17 protein-coding genes are annotated in these 19,562 nt (G+C 44.8%); 2 read left to right on the top strand and 15 right to left on the bottom strand.

Features of this window, described 5'->3' with window-relative positions:
• Positions 1–149: 149 nt before the first annotated feature.
• The 13 genes from AB6E85_RS02070 to AB6E85_RS02010 all read right to left on the bottom strand — a co-directional run bounded on the left by AB6E85_RS02070 (position 150) and on the right by AB6E85_RS02010 (position 15,820).
• Positions 150–2,912: a M16 family metallopeptidase gene (locus AB6E85_RS02070; protein ID WP_372141225.1), complete on the bottom strand. Its 2,763-nt coding sequence runs from the start codon at positions 2,910–2,912 to the stop codon at positions 150–152.
• A 175-nt stretch (positions 2,913–3,087) separates the two neighbouring features.
• Positions 3,088–3,918: a LytR/AlgR family response regulator transcription factor gene (locus tag AB6E85_RS02065; protein ID WP_372141223.1), complete on the bottom strand. Its 831-nt coding sequence runs from the start codon at positions 3,916–3,918 to the stop codon at positions 3,088–3,090.
• 72 nt (positions 3,919–3,990) lie between these two features.
• On the bottom strand, positions 3,991–5,025 hold the full coding sequence (locus tag AB6E85_RS02060) for a sensor histidine kinase (RefSeq protein WP_372141221.1): 1,035 nt from the start codon (positions 5,023–5,025) through the stop codon (positions 3,991–3,993).
• On the bottom strand, positions 5,025–6,317 hold the full coding sequence (locus AB6E85_RS02055) for a hypothetical protein (RefSeq protein ID WP_372141219.1): 1,293 nt from the start codon (positions 6,315–6,317) through the stop codon (positions 5,025–5,027). The genes AB6E85_RS02060 and AB6E85_RS02055 overlap by 1 nt, the downstream gene beginning before the upstream one ends.
• A 9-nt stretch (positions 6,318–6,326) precedes the next feature.
• Complete coding sequence (locus tag AB6E85_RS02050; protein WP_372141218.1) at positions 6,327–7,109, bottom strand: outer membrane lipoprotein-sorting protein; 783 nt, start codon at positions 7,107–7,109, stop codon at positions 6,327–6,329.
• Entirely contained in the window at positions 7,102–8,391 is a 1,290-nt protein-coding gene (locus AB6E85_RS02045) for an ABC transporter permease (RefSeq protein WP_050632617.1), read from the bottom strand. Before AB6E85_RS02045 ends, AB6E85_RS02050 begins: the two co-directional genes overlap by 8 nt.
• Positions 8,379–9,077, bottom strand: a complete 699-nt coding sequence (locus AB6E85_RS02040) for an ABC transporter ATP-binding protein (RefSeq protein ID WP_050632618.1) — start codon at positions 9,075–9,077, stop codon at positions 8,379–8,381. Before AB6E85_RS02040 ends, AB6E85_RS02045 begins: the two co-directional genes overlap by 13 nt.
• A gap of 66 nt (positions 9,078–9,143) precedes the next feature.
• Positions 9,144–9,824: a hypothetical protein gene (locus AB6E85_RS02035; RefSeq protein WP_050632619.1), complete on the bottom strand. Its 681-nt coding sequence runs from the start codon at positions 9,822–9,824 to the stop codon at positions 9,144–9,146.
• Positions 9,825–10,023: 199 nt separating this feature from the next.
• Entirely contained in the window at positions 10,024–11,469 is a 1,446-nt protein-coding gene (locus AB6E85_RS02030; protein WP_059017946.1) for a sugar porter family MFS transporter, read from the bottom strand.
• Positions 11,470–11,511: 42 nt separating this feature from the next.
• Positions 11,512–12,168, bottom strand: a complete 657-nt coding sequence (locus tag AB6E85_RS02025) for a hypothetical protein (protein WP_061037751.1) — start codon at positions 12,166–12,168, stop codon at positions 11,512–11,514.
• Complete coding sequence (locus tag AB6E85_RS02020) at positions 12,147–13,001, bottom strand: PfkB family carbohydrate kinase (protein ID WP_061040086.1); 855 nt, start codon at positions 12,999–13,001, stop codon at positions 12,147–12,149. Before AB6E85_RS02020 ends, AB6E85_RS02025 begins: the two co-directional genes overlap by 22 nt.
• Before the next feature lie 18 nt (positions 13,002–13,019).
• A complete protein-coding gene (gene fba, locus AB6E85_RS02015; RefSeq protein ID WP_061037753.1) occupies positions 13,020–14,072 on the bottom strand; it encodes a class II fructose-bisphosphate aldolase in 1,053 nt (350 codons plus the stop codon).
• Positions 14,073–14,296: 224 nt separating this feature from the next.
• Entirely contained in the window at positions 14,297–15,820 is a 1,524-nt protein-coding gene (locus tag AB6E85_RS02010) for a glycoside hydrolase family 32 protein (protein WP_059017939.1), read from the bottom strand.
• Between the two features lie 223 nt (positions 15,821–16,043).
• Here AB6E85_RS02010 and AB6E85_RS02005 point away from each other — a divergent pair, with 223 nt between their 5' ends.
• Positions 16,044–17,273, top strand: a complete 1,230-nt coding sequence (locus tag AB6E85_RS02005; protein WP_059017936.1) for an ROK family transcriptional regulator — start codon at positions 16,044–16,046, stop codon at positions 17,271–17,273.
• 74 nt (positions 17,274–17,347) lie between these two features.
• Here the strand turns inward: AB6E85_RS02005 and AB6E85_RS02000 are convergent, their stop codons facing one another.
• Positions 17,348–18,223 (bottom strand): NAD(P)-dependent oxidoreductase, encoded by an 876-nt coding sequence (locus AB6E85_RS02000; protein ID WP_304570111.1) that lies wholly within the window; start codon positions 18,221–18,223, stop codon positions 17,348–17,350.
• Positions 18,224–18,235: 12 nt separating this feature from the next.
• A complete protein-coding gene (locus AB6E85_RS01995; RefSeq protein ID WP_372141217.1) occupies positions 18,236–19,138 on the bottom strand; it encodes a LysR family transcriptional regulator in 903 nt (300 codons plus the stop codon).
• A gap of 85 nt (positions 19,139–19,223) precedes the next feature.
• Between AB6E85_RS01995 and AB6E85_RS01990 the strand changes: the two genes are divergently transcribed.
• Positions 19,224–19,475 (top strand): DUF2798 domain-containing protein, encoded by a 252-nt coding sequence (locus AB6E85_RS01990; RefSeq protein ID WP_172378478.1) that lies wholly within the window; start codon positions 19,224–19,226, stop codon positions 19,473–19,475.
• Positions 19,476–19,562: the final 87 nt, after the last annotated feature.

Below are 19,562 nucleotides of genomic sequence, written 5' to 3'. Positions count from 1 at the left end.
CGGCATTTAGATAAGAGCCTATTACATCGATTTTAGACTCGCTTGTCAGCGCAATAAAAAAGCCAAATGCTTGAACATTTGGCTTCTAAGTGAATCCACATATAGAGAGTAGAAGCGGCTTTCATGAAAAACCACTTACCTCAATAGACTTACCCTTGTGGTCTTAACAAGCTCTTCAATTGATAGCTGTTATCACCAAAAATTTCTTCAGCGTACTCTGTCATGTCTTTGCTAGAAATTGAGTCAGCCGTTCCCTCTAGGTCGAACAACGCCTCAAAACCATAATCATGAATCAAATAACGAGAAATAAACCAAGCTTGTTGAGTGGGCTTATATTTTAGTGGAGTGAGGTCTGCTACTAGCTGTTTAGCGGCTGTTCGAGTCTCATCTTCAGAGATCCCTTTTGCCGCTTCAGCGATGACCTTATCAATCGCCTGTTCAATTTTATCTGAGTTTTCTGGAGCCGTTAAAGAGCCGATTAGCCAGTCATAACTAGGCTCACTGTCTTGCGCGACCGAGTACACATAAGGCGCATAATCCAAACCTAACTCTTCACGAACATAAGCCGTTAGACGACTCGACAATACACGCTGAAGCATGTCGTCCATAAACACATCTTTTGCAGTTTTATCCCGAGCTTGCTGGGAAATCACACGCAATAAATACTGACTGCTGTCTTCATTATTGACGGATATATCCATTCGTTCTTTCGAATCAGTACTATATGCCACCTGATAATCCGGAGACACAGCGGCTTCTAATGGCAATGATGCAACATATTGACGCACAAGAGGCTTAATTTCAGCGGGGTTAATATCAGCAACAATAACCAATGTATTGTCTCTTAATTTTTGAAAGAGTTGATGCTGTACGTCTAGTATATCTTGCGACGTGACAGCTTTGATATCGTCACTTTCAAGCATCATGTGACGGCTGCTTGTTTGATAGCTATTGCGATTAACCATCTGAATAAACTGACCAACAGGTGTTTCTAAATATGCTGTACGATCTTGAGCAAATTCAGACTTCACAGCCTCAAGCTGGGCACTGTCTATTTTAGGTTCGGTTACAATGGTGTGGAGCGCAGCTAAACCCTCTGCAAGCGTCTTTTTCTTGGCGCTTATTTCTAAGCCATGATGAGTAAAGTTGATGAAGGGGTAGATTTCAATGTCTTCGCGTCTCAAGTGAGCGGTTAACTCCGAACCACTAAATTTACCAACACCACTACGAATCGAAGCTGGCAGGGCAATCTCTACAGCAGGAAACAGCGAAGGATCCAACGCCGCTTTTCCCCCTTCACTTGCATAGTAAACCCCGACACTATTACCTGCCTCAGAGTTACGGAGATACAAAACTTCAATACCGTTGCTTAATGTCCACTGCTTCAAATTAGGATCGTCACTCACCTGAACTTGTTTTACAATTTCGCCTTGAGACGCTGGCACACTAAACGCCGAGCTTGCAGTAACGAGCAATGGCCTGTTGCCTGTTTTTTTATAGGCTTTTCTGACACCTGTTAGCTCGTTATTCATTGCCTGCAAGTCTTCTTTAGACGATAAGCCTAATCCCAAAATATATGGGCTAGAAAGTAAATCATCTAAATTATCATTTACGGCTTCCAGATCCGTACTCGAAAGAAACTCTTTCAAGCTCGACTTATAATCAAGCTGTGATTGAACCGTTTGGTTAATCACCAGTGCCGTCGACTTGCCGTCAGCATGAGCTACTGCGTCCATTCTCTCCCAGTTAGCTTGAATGTCATCAAGGTTCGCTTGGTATTGCTGTATCACACTCGTAAATTCATATTCGCTCACACCATGATCACGCAATGAGGCGAGAGTAGAGATAAAATGCTGCTGGCTTTGCTCTCGACTATCGATAGGAAAGCCAACCGTAGTAATGGAATACCTTTTGTACTCTAAGAAATAGGGAGTCGAAGCAACCCATTGCACTGGCAATGCAGCGTCAACAAAATCTGAATTCAACCTTTGTTGGATGAGTTGTTGAGCAATATCATCTAGCCAAAGCTGATGTTGTTGCTCATGGCTCTGTGTCACTCTTTGCCCACGCTCAATCACTATCCCGATGCTCGGTGGCTCGCTCCCAGCTCCATACGCCACAAAATCTTGAGTATTGTAATCCGCTGACGTGTTCTTCACGGGAACCGGTGTTGTGCCTCTTTGCCAATCAGAGAAAGTTTCTTCAATCAAAGGGATCACTTCTGCCAGAGTGATATCACCAGAGACAATCACCTCGGTTAACTGAGGTTGATACCAGGTTTGGTAATAGTTATTTAACTCTTGAACATTCGCATTAGAAACGGATTCTTTATTGCCAATGGGATCGTTGGTTTGGTAATTCGTGCCTTCAACCATATGATCGTAGAATTTAAATGAGAGAGGCTTATCTTCAACTCGTGTGTGTCGAAATTCCCCTAATATCACTCCTTTCTCTTTTTCGATCTCAACTCCGGACAGCAGTAAACCATCGCCAATATCTCTAAACCATGCCAACGCTTTATCTAGATTCTTGTTGTCGGGTAGATCTAACTTATAGAGGGTTTCTTGATAAGAGGTATAAGCATTTAAGTCAGCGCCAAAGCTAGCACCAGATTGCTCAAATAACTCTACTACATCATTCCCTGAAAAATTTTTGCTGCCATTAAACGCCATGTGCTCAACAAAATGGGCATAACCTTTTTGTTGATCGCTCTCTTGAAAAGAGCCGGCATGCACAAGTAAGCGTACCGATACTGGTTGTTCTCGGTCAGGGTAAACATGGTAGGTTAAACCGTTATCTAATTCACCTGTGACCCAATATGGATCGGATTTCAATAACGTTTGTTGATGAGGAGTAGAACTGCAACCTAGCAATGTGGAGCTCAATACGACGACTAAATAGTATGCTTTCATAACGATCTCTTTGAAGGGCTTTCCTCCAATATATCCGATCGCAAAAGTATAATAATTCGCCATTAAATCAAACGACTAAAATTTTGGAGTCACTCGATATAAGTATGAAAATGTTTGATTTATAAATTACACAAATGAATTATAAAGCCGATATGTAGCGCCTTTTATTTGTTCGCTACATACCCTTAAACAACGCTTGCGAGGCACGGCTGATCGGTAGCTTTTCCCCTGACACATAAGCCGACATCTGACCTGAGAGCCCTTTCTTCACCTTATCGATGGCCGACACTTTCACCACCACCGAGCGATGGATCTGCCAAAACTCATCCGGGTTAAGCTGCGCAATCAGCTCTTTTAATGATACGCGAAGAATATACTCCTCTAGCGAACCGCCTTGGCCTGTTTTGAATATAGACACGTACTTGTCTTCCGCTTTGAAGTAAGCCACATCATCGACTGCGATTAAGTGAATGTCTTCTCCGACACTGGCTTTGAGCCACGTGAGATACTGTTGCTTGTTTTGTTGGGAAGACGATTGTGATAGCTGTTGAAGCTGAGCCATTAACGCCGTGATATCAGGTTGTTCAAAGGGATTACCTGTTTGCGTTTGGCTGCTCGACAAACGCGCTTGCACCTTCTGACATGTGGCCAGTAAGCGCTCTTCATTGATAGGCTTAAGCAGGTAATCCATCGCATTGTGCTCAAAAGCTTTGACCGCGTATTCGTCATAAGCCGTGATAAACACAATCAATGGCGGTGAAGCTAGCTTGTTGAGTTGTTTCACCAGCGAGATGCCATCTAGCTCAGGCATACGAATATCGAGAAAAGCCACGTCGGGCTTAAGCTGCTGAATACTCTGCATCGCCTCCAAACCATTTTGTGCCTTGCTGACGATCTCTAGCTCCGGCCAAACCTCAGCCAAACTCTTGTCTAGGTGGTGCCTTAACAGTGCTTCATCGTCTGCGATAATCGCCGTTACGCTCGGTTGTACTGCTGGGTTGTTCATGGTTAGTCCTTTAAATTCACACTGTAAATCGTCTATTTTTCGTCACTGTTCTGTGCTTTCTGGTCTGTAATTCTAGGCGGCTGCATCAGTCAACGGTAACAAGATCGTTGAGACTACCCCACCTTCAGCGTGTTCAGTAATCGTTAGGCTCGCCTTATCACCATACAGGGTTTCGATTCTTTGACGAATATTGCTTAACCCAACACCGTGACCCGTATTCGCAGAAGGCGTTTTCAGCCCCGCACCATTATCGGACACTTCAATTTTTAGCTGCTGTGCTTGTTGAGTAATACGAATATTCACTTGGCCACCAGCGGCTTTGGGCTCGATGCCGTGCGTGAGTGCATTCTCGACCAAGGGTTGAATCAAGAACGGGGGAATCACCTGCAAATCACTAGTCTCGTGTGTTTCAATCGAGAACGTTAAGCGCTCACCCAAGCGTATCTTTTGGATATTAAGATAAGCGTCTAACAAGTCGACCTCTTGTGCGATGGTCGATTGCTCGGTGCGGCTGTTTTTCAGAGTTACACGTAATAAGTCAGTCAGTTTTTCGAGCATCAACTTGGCTTTCGCGCTGTCACTCTCAATCAATACATTGATGGTCGCAAGCGTGTTGAACAAGAAGTGCGGTTCAATTTGGCTCTGCAGTTGCTTAAGCTGACTCAGCACCACCACCTTTTCTTGATCAGCTTGGCGACGCTTGGCCACTTCTAATTCATTGTCGGCACGTAACTGCTGCTCTCGGGTATAGAAATAGTAATAGCAAACCGAACAGAAGATCACACCGAGCAACACCACAGATTTAAGATCCGAAATATTGGCCCCGAAATACCCGTTCAACCAATAGTGCGCGTTCAAGGTACCAAAGGTCATCGCGATCACCATTGAGATACCCACTTCAAGCGTTCGAGATGTCCTCTTAAACAACTTAACCAAGATGAAAGAAGAACCTACGGCGCTGTAGCCAAAGCCAAAACTGATTGCCAGGTTAACCGTTAATCCGCCGCCCCAAATCGTATGAGTTGTAATCGCAATAAGAACACAAAATAGCGTGGTGAACGCGAAACTCTTAATCCATGAAAATCGACTGTTTGAAGAAGTGTCCATTAAAATCGTCCTTTGATATTTAAGAGAATCATATGACTATCGGGTAAGCTGGCGTAAGCAGAATCACTTTTACCGCCTAGAAAGCGTGCTGCAAGTTCCAAATCCAACGATGAATCGCCATTATCTAAAGCCTGATAATTGAGCCACTGAGTCGCAATAAAACCACCATCTTGTGGAGACAACATGACATCGAATGTTGGCGTGATATCTTCAAGCCAGCCATGTGTCGAATCCAGAGACCAATGAAACATGATGTTGTGTTGAACCAAATTGGCGTGTTGATAACCTTGAGCGTAAGAACCTGCCAACGAAGATGTCATCGGATTAACTGACAAAGACTCTGCACTTTCTATTGCGCTTTGCCATTCAGAGTCACTCCAAGCACGGCTATCAAACCAGTATTCCAACACCACATTGTGGCCCGTGTCATTGGCCCATGTTAATCCTGCCAACGCTTGATAAGCCTCGCCCTGCTCTTCAAGATAAACCGGTTTAAGCTGTGAGTTGGGCTGACTGTAGCCAAGGCTTTGTCGTTGATAGACCACCGAACCATGAAACTCCCAAGCGAGATTCAGCACCGACACTAAACTCGCCCCAAGTAAGCCGTGGCGTACATCGTCATAATAAGCGACCCACTGATATTCGTGGTCGCCCACTAAATTGTAACGACGTACCCCAAACCCTTGTTGCTGATTCTGCTTTTCGAATTCATTTACGTCCTGAGAAGTCCATGACGAATCGCTGTAAAGCAGTGTCCATTCTCCTGTCATATCGAACAATGACGCCGAGGCCACACCTGCGCCCTCTTCTGCAACAATACCAACGGGGTTCTGGCGATAAGGCTTGATGATGTCTAAAGGTCGATAGCCATAGCCCACGCCCCAATCCAAACGAACCTTACCGAGCGTAACATCAAGATAGTGGTCACCGAACGCTGAATTCGACAGCTCAACACCACCTTGCCAGAACAACTCACGCACAATAAATTCAGATTCAAAGCTCGCGTCTTGTTCTTGAGGGTTATTGCTCAGAATATCATTGGCTTTGACTGCGAACAGACCAAGCCAATTGCCATATCCAACCTCAAGATCCAGCAAACCATTTAAAGACTGACGATTATCAGATGGTAAGGGGCTAAATGGCGACTCACGCGATTCAATCGCTTCTGCACTGAGTTGCCAATCCCACGCCAAGCTCAGATCGTCCGCTTGAATCGTGTTACTCACACAAGACAAAACAAGCAAAGTCGCGATTGAAGACTTGATGTGGAATCGGCAATTGGAAGCTTTCATGAAGTCCACCTACAGCCCAGATACGCTATTACGCGATAAATAAGCAGGGTTGTAATATTTGTCTTCCAAGATTTGCTCAATCACTTCGCGGTACTCAATCACGGTTTTCTTGCTTGGTTGAATCTTATCGAGCAGGGTCATCGACATCACTGTGGGTAATCCATCACGCACGCCTTCAGTAAACCAAGCTTGTTTCGCCAGCTTTCCAGAACGCAGATAAAGATCCGCTTTAACTGGAAACGCTCGGTCTGCCGTTAACCACAGATCAATCGATTGATAGCTGGTACCCTTAGTTTTCGCCGCGAGCTTTAGATGATGGGTATCGAGTGTCTCGCCAGTCGGCATCTCAACCTGTTGCTCGGCAACCCACTCCCCTTGGTAATCTTCGCTCCAAGTGAGCGTCGAGATGTCCCCTACCGAGGCTTCACCCAATAGCTTTTGCATCGGTGTAATACGAATGGGACGGCGTGATTTCGGCATCAATAACCAATAGTTATCTTCAATCATCAGCATCTTTTGACCTGCCTCGACGGCTGATTTGAACACCACCAATGACTCTCGGTTTGGCCTTGTGTAGACGTTGTATTCACGGGTTTTGTCCAGTTGGTCGTCTTGATATAGCGCGACTAAAGAGACCACTTTGGACGCTTGTGCGCTGTTCAACCGGTAACTATCCGCCTTGGCGATCATCTCTGTGACTTGTTGTGAATCGACTGACCAGCTTGGTGTCGATGCTAGAACCAAAACCAATACAGAACCTAAAACAGTGAGTGAACGAGTAAATTTATACATAAACCAGCGCCTCCGTGATTGGCTTATTCACGCCTTTGCGAGCAGAGAAATAAGCAGCCAGCAAACATATCGTCAGCACACCTAAAGTGGCGTAACCAACTAGTTCCAATGAGAAGTAAATGTTGAGTGGGTAACCCTCGGTTCTGCCGGGAGGTGGTGGCATTTGGATATCAACCACTAGCAGTAACACCGACACAAAACCACTCACTAAAGCGCCAATCGCGCCGCCAATCACAGCCAGTAATCCCGCCTCTTTTAAGAAGCCTGCCACGATTTCAGAAGGGTAACTACCGAGTGCCGACAAGGTGCCAATCTCACGAGTACGTTCCGTCACCGACATGGTCATGGTGTTAAACAACGACACAAACACCACCAATGCCATCACTGCACCCATGATGCCGAAGATCCGGTCATAAAGATCTTTAACCTTGGTGTAGAAAAACGCGCGATCTTGCCATGGGGTGATCTCTATTTCGGGAGCTTGTGGATCGCTTTGTCTATTCAGTAACACCTCAATGCGTTGCTGCACGGTCGAGGTCTTGCTTGTTTCAAATAGGAACACCGACAAGGTACTGACTTTGTCTGAGGCTAAAAGCTCTTGAGCAGTGGTGATATGAACATACAGCTGACGCTTATCCAGCTCAGGTACACCCGTCGAATAGATACCCTGCACCTTAAAATCAAAAGCATTCAATGCACCATCACTGGTAGTGGCGAGCAATGTTACCCAATCGCCAACGACCACTTTGAGGTTACGAGCAAGGTCGGTTCCCAGCATCACTTGTGGTTCTTGGTTGTCGTATCTTGGTGATTTCACATCCGATAGGGTTTGACCACTGCGCACATCAAGGAAAGGTCCTTTCATGTCGAACTCGCGCTCATTAACGCCTGTTCCCATAAAGATGGTCGACTTGCTTCCGTTAGACACCAAACCGCTAAAATAAACTCGTGGCTGCACCCCACGCACATCGCTGTCGCCAATAATGCTCTTGGTGAGCGCTTGAACGTTATCCAGACCATTGCTCAGCGGCATGTCTTCGTCTTGTTCAAAATATCCCGGCGTACTCAAAGTGAGATGACCAGTATCGCGCGCGGTCGATTCACGCAGAGATTCATAGGTGTAAAGCCCATAACCTCCAGCCGAGGTCAGCGCAAATACCGCGATGGCGATAATCAATACCGACAACAAACTGCGGCGACCGTTTCTCAATAAATTAAGCCACGCCAAACGCACCGAGGTAGGAAGCAAAAAAGTGCTCATTCTTTGTGTTAACTTGCCCATGAGATCGCCTCCGTAGTTGCAGCTTGTGGCGCCAGTTGGCCATCGATAAGCTCAATCACTCGGTCACAACGCTGCGCCATTCTTGGGTCATGCGTTGCGACGATAAAGGTCGTGCCCATTTCATGGCCGAGCTCTTTCATAATGTCGATCACAAGATTGGCGGTGTGGCTGTCTAGGCTTGCAGTCGGCTCATCGGCAACCACCAAACTTGGGTTGTGGATCAGCGCTCTGGCTATCGCAACACGTTGCTGCTGACCGCCTGAAAGGTTGTCTGGACGGTGATGAACGTAATCTCCTAGCCCAACACGCTCTAACATCTCTTGAGCTCTGGTCTGCTGTTCTTGTTTTGAGCATTGGTTCAACATCAATGGGTAAGCGACGTTTTCTAGCGCGGTCATCACAGGAACCAAATTGAAGCGCTGAAACACAAAACCCAGCGACTGACGACGAAAACGCGCAGCGGCGATTTGCTCAGTCGGATACGGTTGGCCATCAATATTGATCTGTCCTCGATAGCTCATATCCAACAAACCAAGAATATTCAAAAGTGTGCTTTTTCCTGACCCAGAAGGGCCACACAACGCCACCATTTCACCGCGTTTGATTTGACCATCGACCCCGTTTAATGCATCAACACGTTGACCGCCCGTGACATATGCTTTGCCGATATTTTTAAATTCAATCATTCCTTTGTCCTCCGCTGACCCATAATTTTTAAGCGTTCGCAGTTGTTAATGAGCTTTAGTAAACCGCTATTTGGCTTTCGCTATTAGGGCTTTAGCCGTCATTGTCTCGATGTTGCCAGCATCGGTGTTTTCCATCTTTTCAAGCCACACCTGTGCTTGTTCGAAGTCTTCAGCACGAATCGATGCGGTGATTGCGTAACGGTAAATCCACGAGGTCGCTGCGAAATGCTGTTGTTGGAAATCATCTTCCGCGAGTAACGAGAGGAACAGGTCATAACCACGATCAAAATGGTTAAACATGTCTGGAAGAGAGGTGTAAGTCACCGCAGCCATTGCGCGAGTTAGGTAAGAATCTGGCAGCCCTTGAACACGAGGTTGCTCATGAATGGGTTGGTCTTCGTCTTTCAGCAGCACCAGTGATTTATCAATGGTTGATAAGCCCTTCTCCACATACTTCATCTTATTCCAAGGCAAGAACGCATCACGCCCCATCAGAGTTTCTGTGCTACCTAGGTAAACCAAAGTCAGTGGTGTCGCACCGTCTTGTTGTAGCGTTTCGTTAAGGCGTTCATACGCCACCTCAACCAAGTCTTCATTGCCTTGCGCCGCTTGGTTGTAGATATCGAGCACGTCTGAACTTGGGTTCGCCAAAGCTAACGACGGTGCAAACGAAACAAGAGCAACCAGTAATGAACGCTTAAGCAGAGAAGTGGTAGAGCCTGAATTAAATGAGTGTGAAGTAGTCATGATTTCTAATCCCTTTCAAATGTTGACGTTGAAAGGTTAACGAGAATTTGTCGCGCAGTTTTACCAATGCGACGAATGGTAATAATGAGGAGTGAATGGTTGAGTTGGGGCGTGAGTGGGGAATATACGTGATAAGTTTCGTGAAAGTAAAAAGCCTCCACATACTGGAGGCTCTATCTATATTAACAACAACTAATCGCTATACTTGCTTTGGCTGAAGTTCTTTTTCTTCGACCTCTTTTATATCAAATCGTTGCTTTAACTCTTTCTCGATACTTTCTAAACTACGATTTGCTGTCTCAGGAAGGATTTTTATCGCAAACCAAACTTGGCCAAGCAGGATAATCGCGAACATGATGAAGAGTGCCGATGTTCCAAATGATTCTCTAAAAGCTGGTGTAAATGAGTTCAAGATAACACCTTGAATCCAGATTGCTGCCGTTGTTATTGAGACCGCGCGGCCACGGACTGAAGTTGGTAAAATCTCAGCTGAAATCGTGAACTTCAGAGGACCTAAACCTAGTGCTGTGAAGGCAACAAAGAACGCCATTAAACCAACTATCAACATAGGTGGAGTATCAGGTCTGTCGAAGAATATTGCCAAACCAATCAAACAAGTGAAACAACCAAGTGCAGAGGTTATTAGCATTTTTCTGCGACCCACTTTATCGATGAATACCATTGATAAAGAGGTAAATATAACGCTTACTAAGCAGATCCAACCAAAACCTCCCAGTGCAGAACCTTGGTTGCCCATTATCTCTTCTAGCATTACAGGGCCGTAGTACATCACAACAGTTACGCCAGACCACTCTGACCATATTGCTAGTAATACACCCGTCATCAAGCCGAAACGCATCACTGGATTTTTGACTAATTGTTTATATGACCCTGCTTTCTCTGAGCGAATTACTTGACGACATTCAATAATCGCTTCTTCTGCTTCACCCTTGGTTAAGAACTTTCTCAGAATGTTAGCCGCTTCCTTTTCTCTAGCTTTAGATATCAACCAACGAGGTGATTCCGGAAAAAATGCTACCAAACCAAGGAAAATAACTGCAGGCAAAAATTCAACAGAGAACATGCCACGCCAGTTTTCAGTAATAAAGAAATGGTCAAGGTAATGACCCGTAACAACGGCAGCCTGGCTGTAGTTAACAATCAATGTGTTGGTGATCACTGAGCAAGTTAAACCGATCACAATGGCAACTTGAAACAGATTACTGAGTTTTCCTCTATGCCTTGCTGGAGCTACTTCGGCAATGTACATAGGGCAAACCACGGTCGCGATACCAATGCCAAAGCCACCAATGATACGTGCCCAGATCAGTAAGTTGAATGAGTTTGCGTACATACAGCCAAGCACCGATACGATAGCTAGTAAAGCACCTAGCATCAGAGGTTTTTTACGCCCAGCATAGTCAGCAATAGGACCTGCGATTATGCTACCAAATAAGCAACCCACAAGCGCTGATGATACATACCAACCTTGTTGTAAGGTCGATAATTCGAACTGTTGTGTGATTTGCGTGATCGTGCCGCCAATAACAATGGTGTCCATTCCAAATAGGAACCCACCAATCGTTGCCGCAGCGCAAATGAATGTTAAAAAGAACATCTTCTTATTGTTTTCGCTAAGAATCATTTGATCTCTCCATGAGAATTGTAGGGTACATGGGACGCTGTTCTAGTGCGTCTGGATTACGTAGTCTGCGTTTGATTCGTATTGTTTTATTTTTAACGCATTGACTAGATCCACGCGCTCGGTTTTATCGAGCGCCTCTTGTTTCGACTTTCCACCAGCTAGGTGTCTTGATATTAATCGCTCTCTGAGTACTTTTTCACTTGCTGTGAGAAAGATCTTCAAGTCAATTAAATCGCTGACTGGTCGCCAGTCTTCGTCGGTTGAGTAGATGTAATTGCCCTCGAGTAAAATAATTTGAGTGTCTGGCTCAATTAAAAAACCTTTTGCAATGGGATCGTGTAACTCACGACAGTATTTCGGCCAAAAAAATGCGTCAGTGTTTGGCGTCACCGCTTTGGAAAGCAAATGTGCCAATGAGGTTACATCAAATGTTTCGATGCTACCTTTGACTGACGTCAGTCCTTTCTCTTTCAGTACCGAATTGGAGTAGTGAAAGCCGTCCATTGGACACAGTTGGGCTTTAAATCCTAACAGTGACAGTCCAGACAGTAGGGATTCAGACAATGTTGATTTACCCGTCGCTGGAGCACCAGAGATACCGATGACAAGAATTTGTTTCCCAGACTCTTGGTAGGTATTGGCGACCAGTTGAGGGACGCTTGCAATGTCATCAACCGTTAACGAATGTGTTTTAGCCATGATCTGGTTCCTAATTCGGTACATGATAATGCCGCTATGTGACTGGCTTTCTTCAGAGAGTCACGGAAATCTTGACTCTCCAAGTAGTAATGGCAAAAAGCCCCATGGAAAATATCTCCAGCACCTAGCGTATCGATAGCATCCACTTTAGGTGCAGGGATTAACCCGCTACCGGACTCATCACTATAAAAAACACCTTTGTCGCCCAGCGTCATTGCCCACTTTTTGATCCCGTGTTGGTCGCAAAGTGCCTGCATTTTATCTTTGTCACCATTGGTGAATTCCTCTGAAACAATAGGAATAGTACAGAGAGATAAAAACTGTTCGCTGTGCGATTTCCAAGTACCAGCGTCTAACACAATATCCCCAGTAAACTCAGCCAAAGCTTGTACGTTTGCGCTAACAAACGGATGCTCATATTGATCAAGTAATACGAGCTTTGCATTATCTAGCCATTTCGGGTCTAAACTCATCACCTTTTCGCAATCGGGCTGACTAGCGTTGACGATGAGCCTAGATGCCGTTTGCTTTGCAGAGATAATGTTCGATAGTGGTAGCTGGTATTCATCGTCTAAACTTAAATCCACAACCGAAATTTCGTGTTCATTAAGCTCTGCTGTCACTATCGATTTATAGAGGTGCTCTTTACCTAAACATGTCCAAAGGTGTACATCAGAGCCTAATGCGTTGCATGCAATGGCAGCATTGAGTGCAGACCCACCACCACCAATAAAATCAGCAATTGCATTCACCTTTTGATCAGGATCAGGCATCACTTCAACAAAGCTCATCAAATCAATCGTGCTTCTGCCTATAAATACACAATTTCCCATACGTAGAACTCCTTTGAATTACAGCTCACCGCTAGCGTAGCGCGTAGCCATATCATCCATAGAAATTGGTGTAATCTTGTCACCGTGACCAGCACAACCAAATCGTTCAAATCGGTTTAAACAAAGCTTCGTTAATTCGTCCATTCCAGCTAACAGGAACTTACGTGGGTCAAACTCTTGCGGATTTTTCATCGCGAGTTCACGAAAGCGACCAGACATCGCCATACGACAATCAGTATCGATATTTACCTTACGAACACCATGTTTGATACCGCGCTCAATTTCTTCGATTGGCACACCATATGTTTGAGGCATTTCACCGCCATTCTCATTGATCATATCCTGAAGGTATTGAGGAACCGATGAGGCACCATGCATAACTAGATGAGTCGTTGGGAGCTTCGAGTGAATTTCTTCGATAACGTTCATCGCTAAGATATCGCCATCCGGTTTGCGAGTGAACTTGTAAGCACCATGGCTTGTACCACAAGCGATAGCTAGTGCGTCAACCTTTGTTCTTTTCACAAAATCAACGGCTTGATCTGGGTCTGTTAGCAATTGGCTCTTTTCAAGGATACCAACAGCACCAACGCCATCTTCAGCTTCCGCTTCGCCAGTTTCTAAAGAGCCAATACAACCCAACTCACCTTCAACTGAAGCACCTACCCAGTGCGCAGATTGAGCGATACGAGAAGTAATATCTACATTGTAATCGTAGCTGCTTGGTGTTGAAGCATCACGCTCCAATGAGCCATCCATCATTACCGATGTAAAACCGTGGCGAATTGCTGACAAGCATGTTTCTTCGCTATTGCCATGATCTTGGTGAAGAACGATTGGTGTTTTCGGGAACATTTCAGCGAGAGCGCAAACCATCTTATAAAGCATCACGTCACCAGCGTAGCTTTTACGAGCATTGATGCTCGCCTGCAGAATGACACCTGAATTACATTTTGCTGCAGCGCGAACAATAGCAAGCCCTTGCTCCATGTTGCTGATGTTGAATGCTGGAACTGCGTAACCATTTTCTGCTGCGTGATCCAGTAATTGTCTTAGTGTAACGATAGCCATTTTCTTCTCCAAAGTAATTTAATTGTTTCTTGCAATTAAACTTACTTAATTTAATTGCAAGAAACAATTAAATAGAATTTAGAATGTGAAAAGGATCGTGTTTTTGTTTTGAGGATCGTTATTTGAGTTGGATAACCAGGACTTTTATTAGGGGATACTTTTTGAGGTACAAAAAAGCCCAGCAATAAGCTAGGCTAAAAAGAAGAAGGAGAAAGCTGAATCAGTTACTCAGCAACACTTTTCATACCGAATGTTTTTAGTGTCTCAATTCTTGCATTACCGTTCTGAGCGTAGACATAGAGACCTGCACTGTCTTCATCAGAGAAGATGTTATTGGTCATCACAGTACGGCCGCCATCGGTAAAGATTTCAACAGAAATACTGTCCATAAAGATACGGATGTTTGCTCGATCTTTACTCGCACACTCTAGTGGACATGTTCTACGTAAGGCTGAACGACTGCCCGATTGAGTGCGATCGAAAGCCAGTTCGCCTTTCTTTAGATCCAACTCAATCAGTGTTTTCTGCTCACCTTTACTGCGAATTTCAAATACAACGCTGTCACAATCGCTTGCAGCTAGGTCAATGTCCGCAATGATTTCACAGTGAACATTATCACCAGCTTCAAATGCGAATTTTTCACCATCGTTTAACTGGAGCTCTGTATGTCTTTTTGGAGAATGGCGCAATTTTTCAACTTCTTGCACAGGCGTGAACTTCAGTTTCCCATCGTGACATAAAGAGACTTCTCGGGCCAAAGTGATACTACCGTACCAACCCAGTTCACTGGTATCGTAAGTGCCATCACACCATGGCATGAATGGCCATGAACCAATCCATGCTTGGATTAGGGTACGCCCATTTTCATCATCGAATACTTGTGGTGCGTAGTAGTCGAATCCCCAATCTAGAGAGCCCATCGTAGACCAATGGAACTTACCGGTTCGGTAATCAAGGTCACCAACAAGGTAAACTACTTGACGTTGCTGCATACCCATAGGTGAATACATAAGGACGTGTTTGTCACCCAATTTGAAGATATTTGGGCACTCAAGCATTGTCCCGAGTTCGCCCATACTCTCTACACAATAACCTACGAATTCCCAATCGGTTAAATTGTCTGATTTGTGAAGGCAGACTTTACCGAATCCATTGGTCTCGTAGTTTGATGGGTTAATTAGATCGCTCACGCCATCTGTTACACCGGTCACCATGTACCATGAGCCTTCATGCTTCCAAACCTTTGGGTCGCGGAAGTCATGTAGGTTAATTCCCTCTGGTGGATCAGATAAAATTGGGTTCCCGTCATATTTGTCAAAGTTAACGCCATCAGTCGACGTTGCCATACATTGAACTTGGCGAGCTTGTGCACATCCCGTATAGAAAAGAGTCATCACACCATCGTTATTCACAGCACTACCCGTGAAGATACCTCCGCCATCCCAACCGTCATATTCTTCGCTTGGTGCTAAAGCTTCTGGCAGTGTTTCCCAGTGAATGAGATCTTCGCTGACTGCATGCCCCCAGTGCATGGTTCCCCACTTACCAGTGAAAGGATGGTGTTGATAGAAAAGGTGATATTTACCCTGATATTGAATCAGTCCATGCGGGTCATTGATCCAGCCTACCGGTGCTTGGTAATGGTAATGCTCACGCCAATGGTGCTGCTTAACCGTATCTTTATGCTCAGCGATGTATTCTTCAACTTGATCAATAATTGCCTGATGCTTCTTCTTATCGAATACCACAAGGACCTCCAATGTTATCGAAATATATTTAATTGCAACCTGCAATCAAATATATTTCATTTAATTGCAGCTAACAAATATAGTATGATGAACTTGAGATTGCGCTCACATAAGTAAAGTAGACTCAATTTCTAACTATATGATTTTATTGAAACTTAACTTTTTCTATATATTGTGTAGATCCATTGGAACGTTATTGCAGATCAAATTGGTCAGGAGAACTATGAATAAGCCTATGAGAAGCGGACTGGGCGTTTCGTTAGATGATGTACAAAATCATAATAAGCGCGTCATTCTTAATGCACTTCACAATAGTGGTAGTTGCTCCAGAAAAGAGATCAGCCAATTGGTTGGACTTGACCAAGCGACGGTGACTAGAGCGATAAAACCTTTAATTGAACAAGGGCTTATTGTTGAAACTGGTGTGCGAAAAGCGGCACGTGGTCGAAGCTCTATCTATCTGGGGTTCAATACCCAACATCTACGAATTGTGTCCGTTCGAATACAGCGTACTAACTTCTCAATTGATACCTACGATCTCAATGGTGTTTCGCTAACCAGCATAGTCAAACCAATTAATACTGATAATAGCCCAGAAGAGCTGATCGAGTATTTGACCAAGCAAGTGAGCGATGTTCTGAAAGATCAGGAAGGTGACATTTTAGGGATCTCGGTTGCGATGCCCGGCCCATTCTTAGAGCAAGATAATAAAATTATACTGATGACTGACGCAAAAAATTGGCAAGATGTTGATTTTATTTCCCACATGCGAGAGCAATTTCCAGACTATCCAATTTATGCAGGCCATGATGCAAAATTGGCTGCGCTCGCGGTTTGGCGCCAGCTACAAAGCACTTATGAAGCAAGCGTTTTACTGTATGTCTCTCTTGGGCAGGGTGTAGGTTCGGGCTTAGTAATTGAAGGGCAGGTTTATCACGGTAGTTTAGGGACGGCTGGAGAAATTGGTCACACATCGATCAATTTTCAAGGGCCGCAATGTAAGTGTGGCAATCTAGGTTGCCTTGAGCTGTATAGCTCAACAACAGCCTTGGTTGAACGTTACAAGGAAGAGGCCTCATTAGAATCCGCGGACTTTGAAATGGTAATAAATGCATTTCATGACAGAGAATCTGCTGCGATAAACGCGGTTGATTACTTAGCTAAGTGCTTAGCACATGGATTAGTGAACAATATTAACCAATTAAACCCTGATTTAGTGGTAATTGGTGATGAACTGACGCAATTAGGGGCTGATTTCTTAAATCGTGTAAAGGAATACACATTTCGTTTATTACTTCCGGATCTGGCAAGCAATATCGAACTGGTTCTTGATGAAAGTGATGAAGATTTGGTTCATAAAGGTAACTATCACAACGTGATGTCAAATGAGCTACTTCTGCCTTTGGCACATCTAGGGATTAAAGCCACCAACACACCTGAAAGTTCTAAATAAAGTTAGCTAACACAAACAAAAATAGCCGCTAATCAGCGGCTATTTTCAATGTTCAGAACAAAGCTTGATGACTTTTACTTCTTCGTCTCTTCAACCACGGCTTTCATCAATACCGAGGTATCCATGCGGCCTTGTCCTTGGGCAGACAGTGCCTTGTAAGCGTTGTTGGTCTTTTCAGTCAGTGGAAGCTGGATGCCTTGACGCTCTGCTTCATCTAGGCAGAAGCCTAAATCTTTGATCATCCAATCAATGGCGAAACCGAAATCGAACTTGTCTTGCGCCATTGTGGTAGCACGGTTTTCCATCTGCCATGAACCTGCTGCGCCGTTTTTAAGACAATCAACTAGCGTTTGGATATCCAAACCTGATTTCTCTGCAAGTACTAAGCCTTCAGAAAGACCATTCAATACACCTGCAATGCAGATCTGGTTAACCATTTTCGCGCGTTGGCCTTGGCCGACTTTACCCATTAGAACTGACGACTTACCGTAAGCTTCGAACACAGGTTGAAGATCATTGAAAAGCGCTTGTTCGCCGCCACACATGATGGTTAGCACGCCGTTTTCTGCGCCCGCTTGGCCACCAGATACTGGTGCATCCATAAAGCGAACACCTGCTTGCTTCGCTGCCACTTCAAGCTCTTCAGACAGAACTGCAGACGTTGTGGTGTGATCGACAAGAATCGCGTTTGGCTTCATCGCAGCCAGTGCGCCTGTTTCGCTGGTTGTCATGCTGCGCACGTCGTCATCGTTACCCACACAAACCAATACCACGTCAGCTTCTGCTACACATTCAGCCACAGATTCTGCCGCTTTACCTTGGTGTTTATCAGCCCAGTCTAGCGCTTTGCTGTGAGTACGGTTAAATACCGTTACTTCGAAACCGGCTTTGACTAGGTGACCTGCCATTGGGAAACCCATAACGCCTAGCCCGATAAAACTTACTTTCATTTCTTTCTCCTTTTATTTGACCAAACCATCGCTATGAAAAGATCGAACACTCTCAATCAATGCATCAATAAGCAGGGTCAAAGCCTTTGGCTGATATTTTCTTTCTTTGTACACTAAATACGCTTGGCGATCACCTCGATGATATTCAGGAAGCACTTGAATCAAATTCATGTCTGGGGAGACATGACGAAAAGGCAATGAAGCAAGCCCCAAGCCTTTTTGTGCCGCGGCTGCCACCGCATGAATATCGTTGACGATAAACTTAGGTTTAATCGTGATCATCTGCTCTAAGCAGTCGGATTTGTAGAGCGGCATATCAAACACATCATCGACGTTAATCCAGTCTTGTAGCTCTAGGTCGTCCGGTTTTTCTATTGTTGCACGCGAATCTAAGTATTCTGGGCTTGCATAAAACCCGTGTTTAGCTTTAAACAGCGGTCGAGCAATCATGCCTTCCATGTCCGAGATCTTAAACGTGATCAGTAAGTCACGATCGGTCTGTGGAATAAGCTGCTGCTGGCTCAGAGTAAGGTCGAGCTGAACGTTTGGATATTCAGTGAGGAATTGCTCTACCGTCGACCGTAGAAAGCCACTGTAGAAGTTATGAGGCACTGCGAGCTTTATCTTGCCTTGGATAGCGTCACGCTCTTCAAGCAAGCTATTAAAGCCGTGATGGATCGACTCCATGCCGCTGCTCAGTGCAGAAAATGCCGACTCGCCGTCTTTAGTGGCCACCAACTCACGACCTTTCTTTTCTAAAAGTCGGATATTGAGACGATCTTCCAATGCAGTTAGCCGACGCGACATAGTCGACACAGGGAGTTGCAGCCGTTTCGAAGCCGATAGCAAAGAGCCCTCTTCAACCACTGCACAGAATAAGAACAGATCATCGATGTTTCCAAATATGGAATTCATACTTCTATATGTGCCTATTTTTCTCATTAATGGATAAATATAACCTTATCTCATCAACATCAGAAAATCACGGGAGAAACACAGTATGAGCAACAAACAATTTTGGGTAACCGCGATTTTATCTTCACTGACCATGGCGACCATCATGTCTGGGTTAATTTCTGGCTACAAAATGGGATTTAGCCCCGAATGGCCGCCAATCTGGATGCAAAGCTTTTTCATCGCTTGGCCTTGTGCCATCGCACTCAACCTCACCGTGCTTCCTTTGATCAGAAAATTCTCAGCATGGATTTGTCGCCCGAGAACGCTTTGCGAACCTGAGATAACGGAACGATGATCAAGGGTTTGTGACCAAGGCGCTATGACCTAAGTTCTGCCACCAAAGAACTGCAGTCAAAAAGCTATGTTCACGGATAAGCGCCTG

Source organism: Vibrio sp. 10N.247.311.51, assembly GCF_041467855.1.
GTDB lineage: Bacteria > Pseudomonadota > Gammaproteobacteria > Enterobacterales > Vibrionaceae > Vibrio > Vibrio coralliirubri.
The sequence above is the reverse complement of the archived record's forward strand: the minus strand, read 5'-3'. Positions and strand labels throughout refer to the sequence as shown.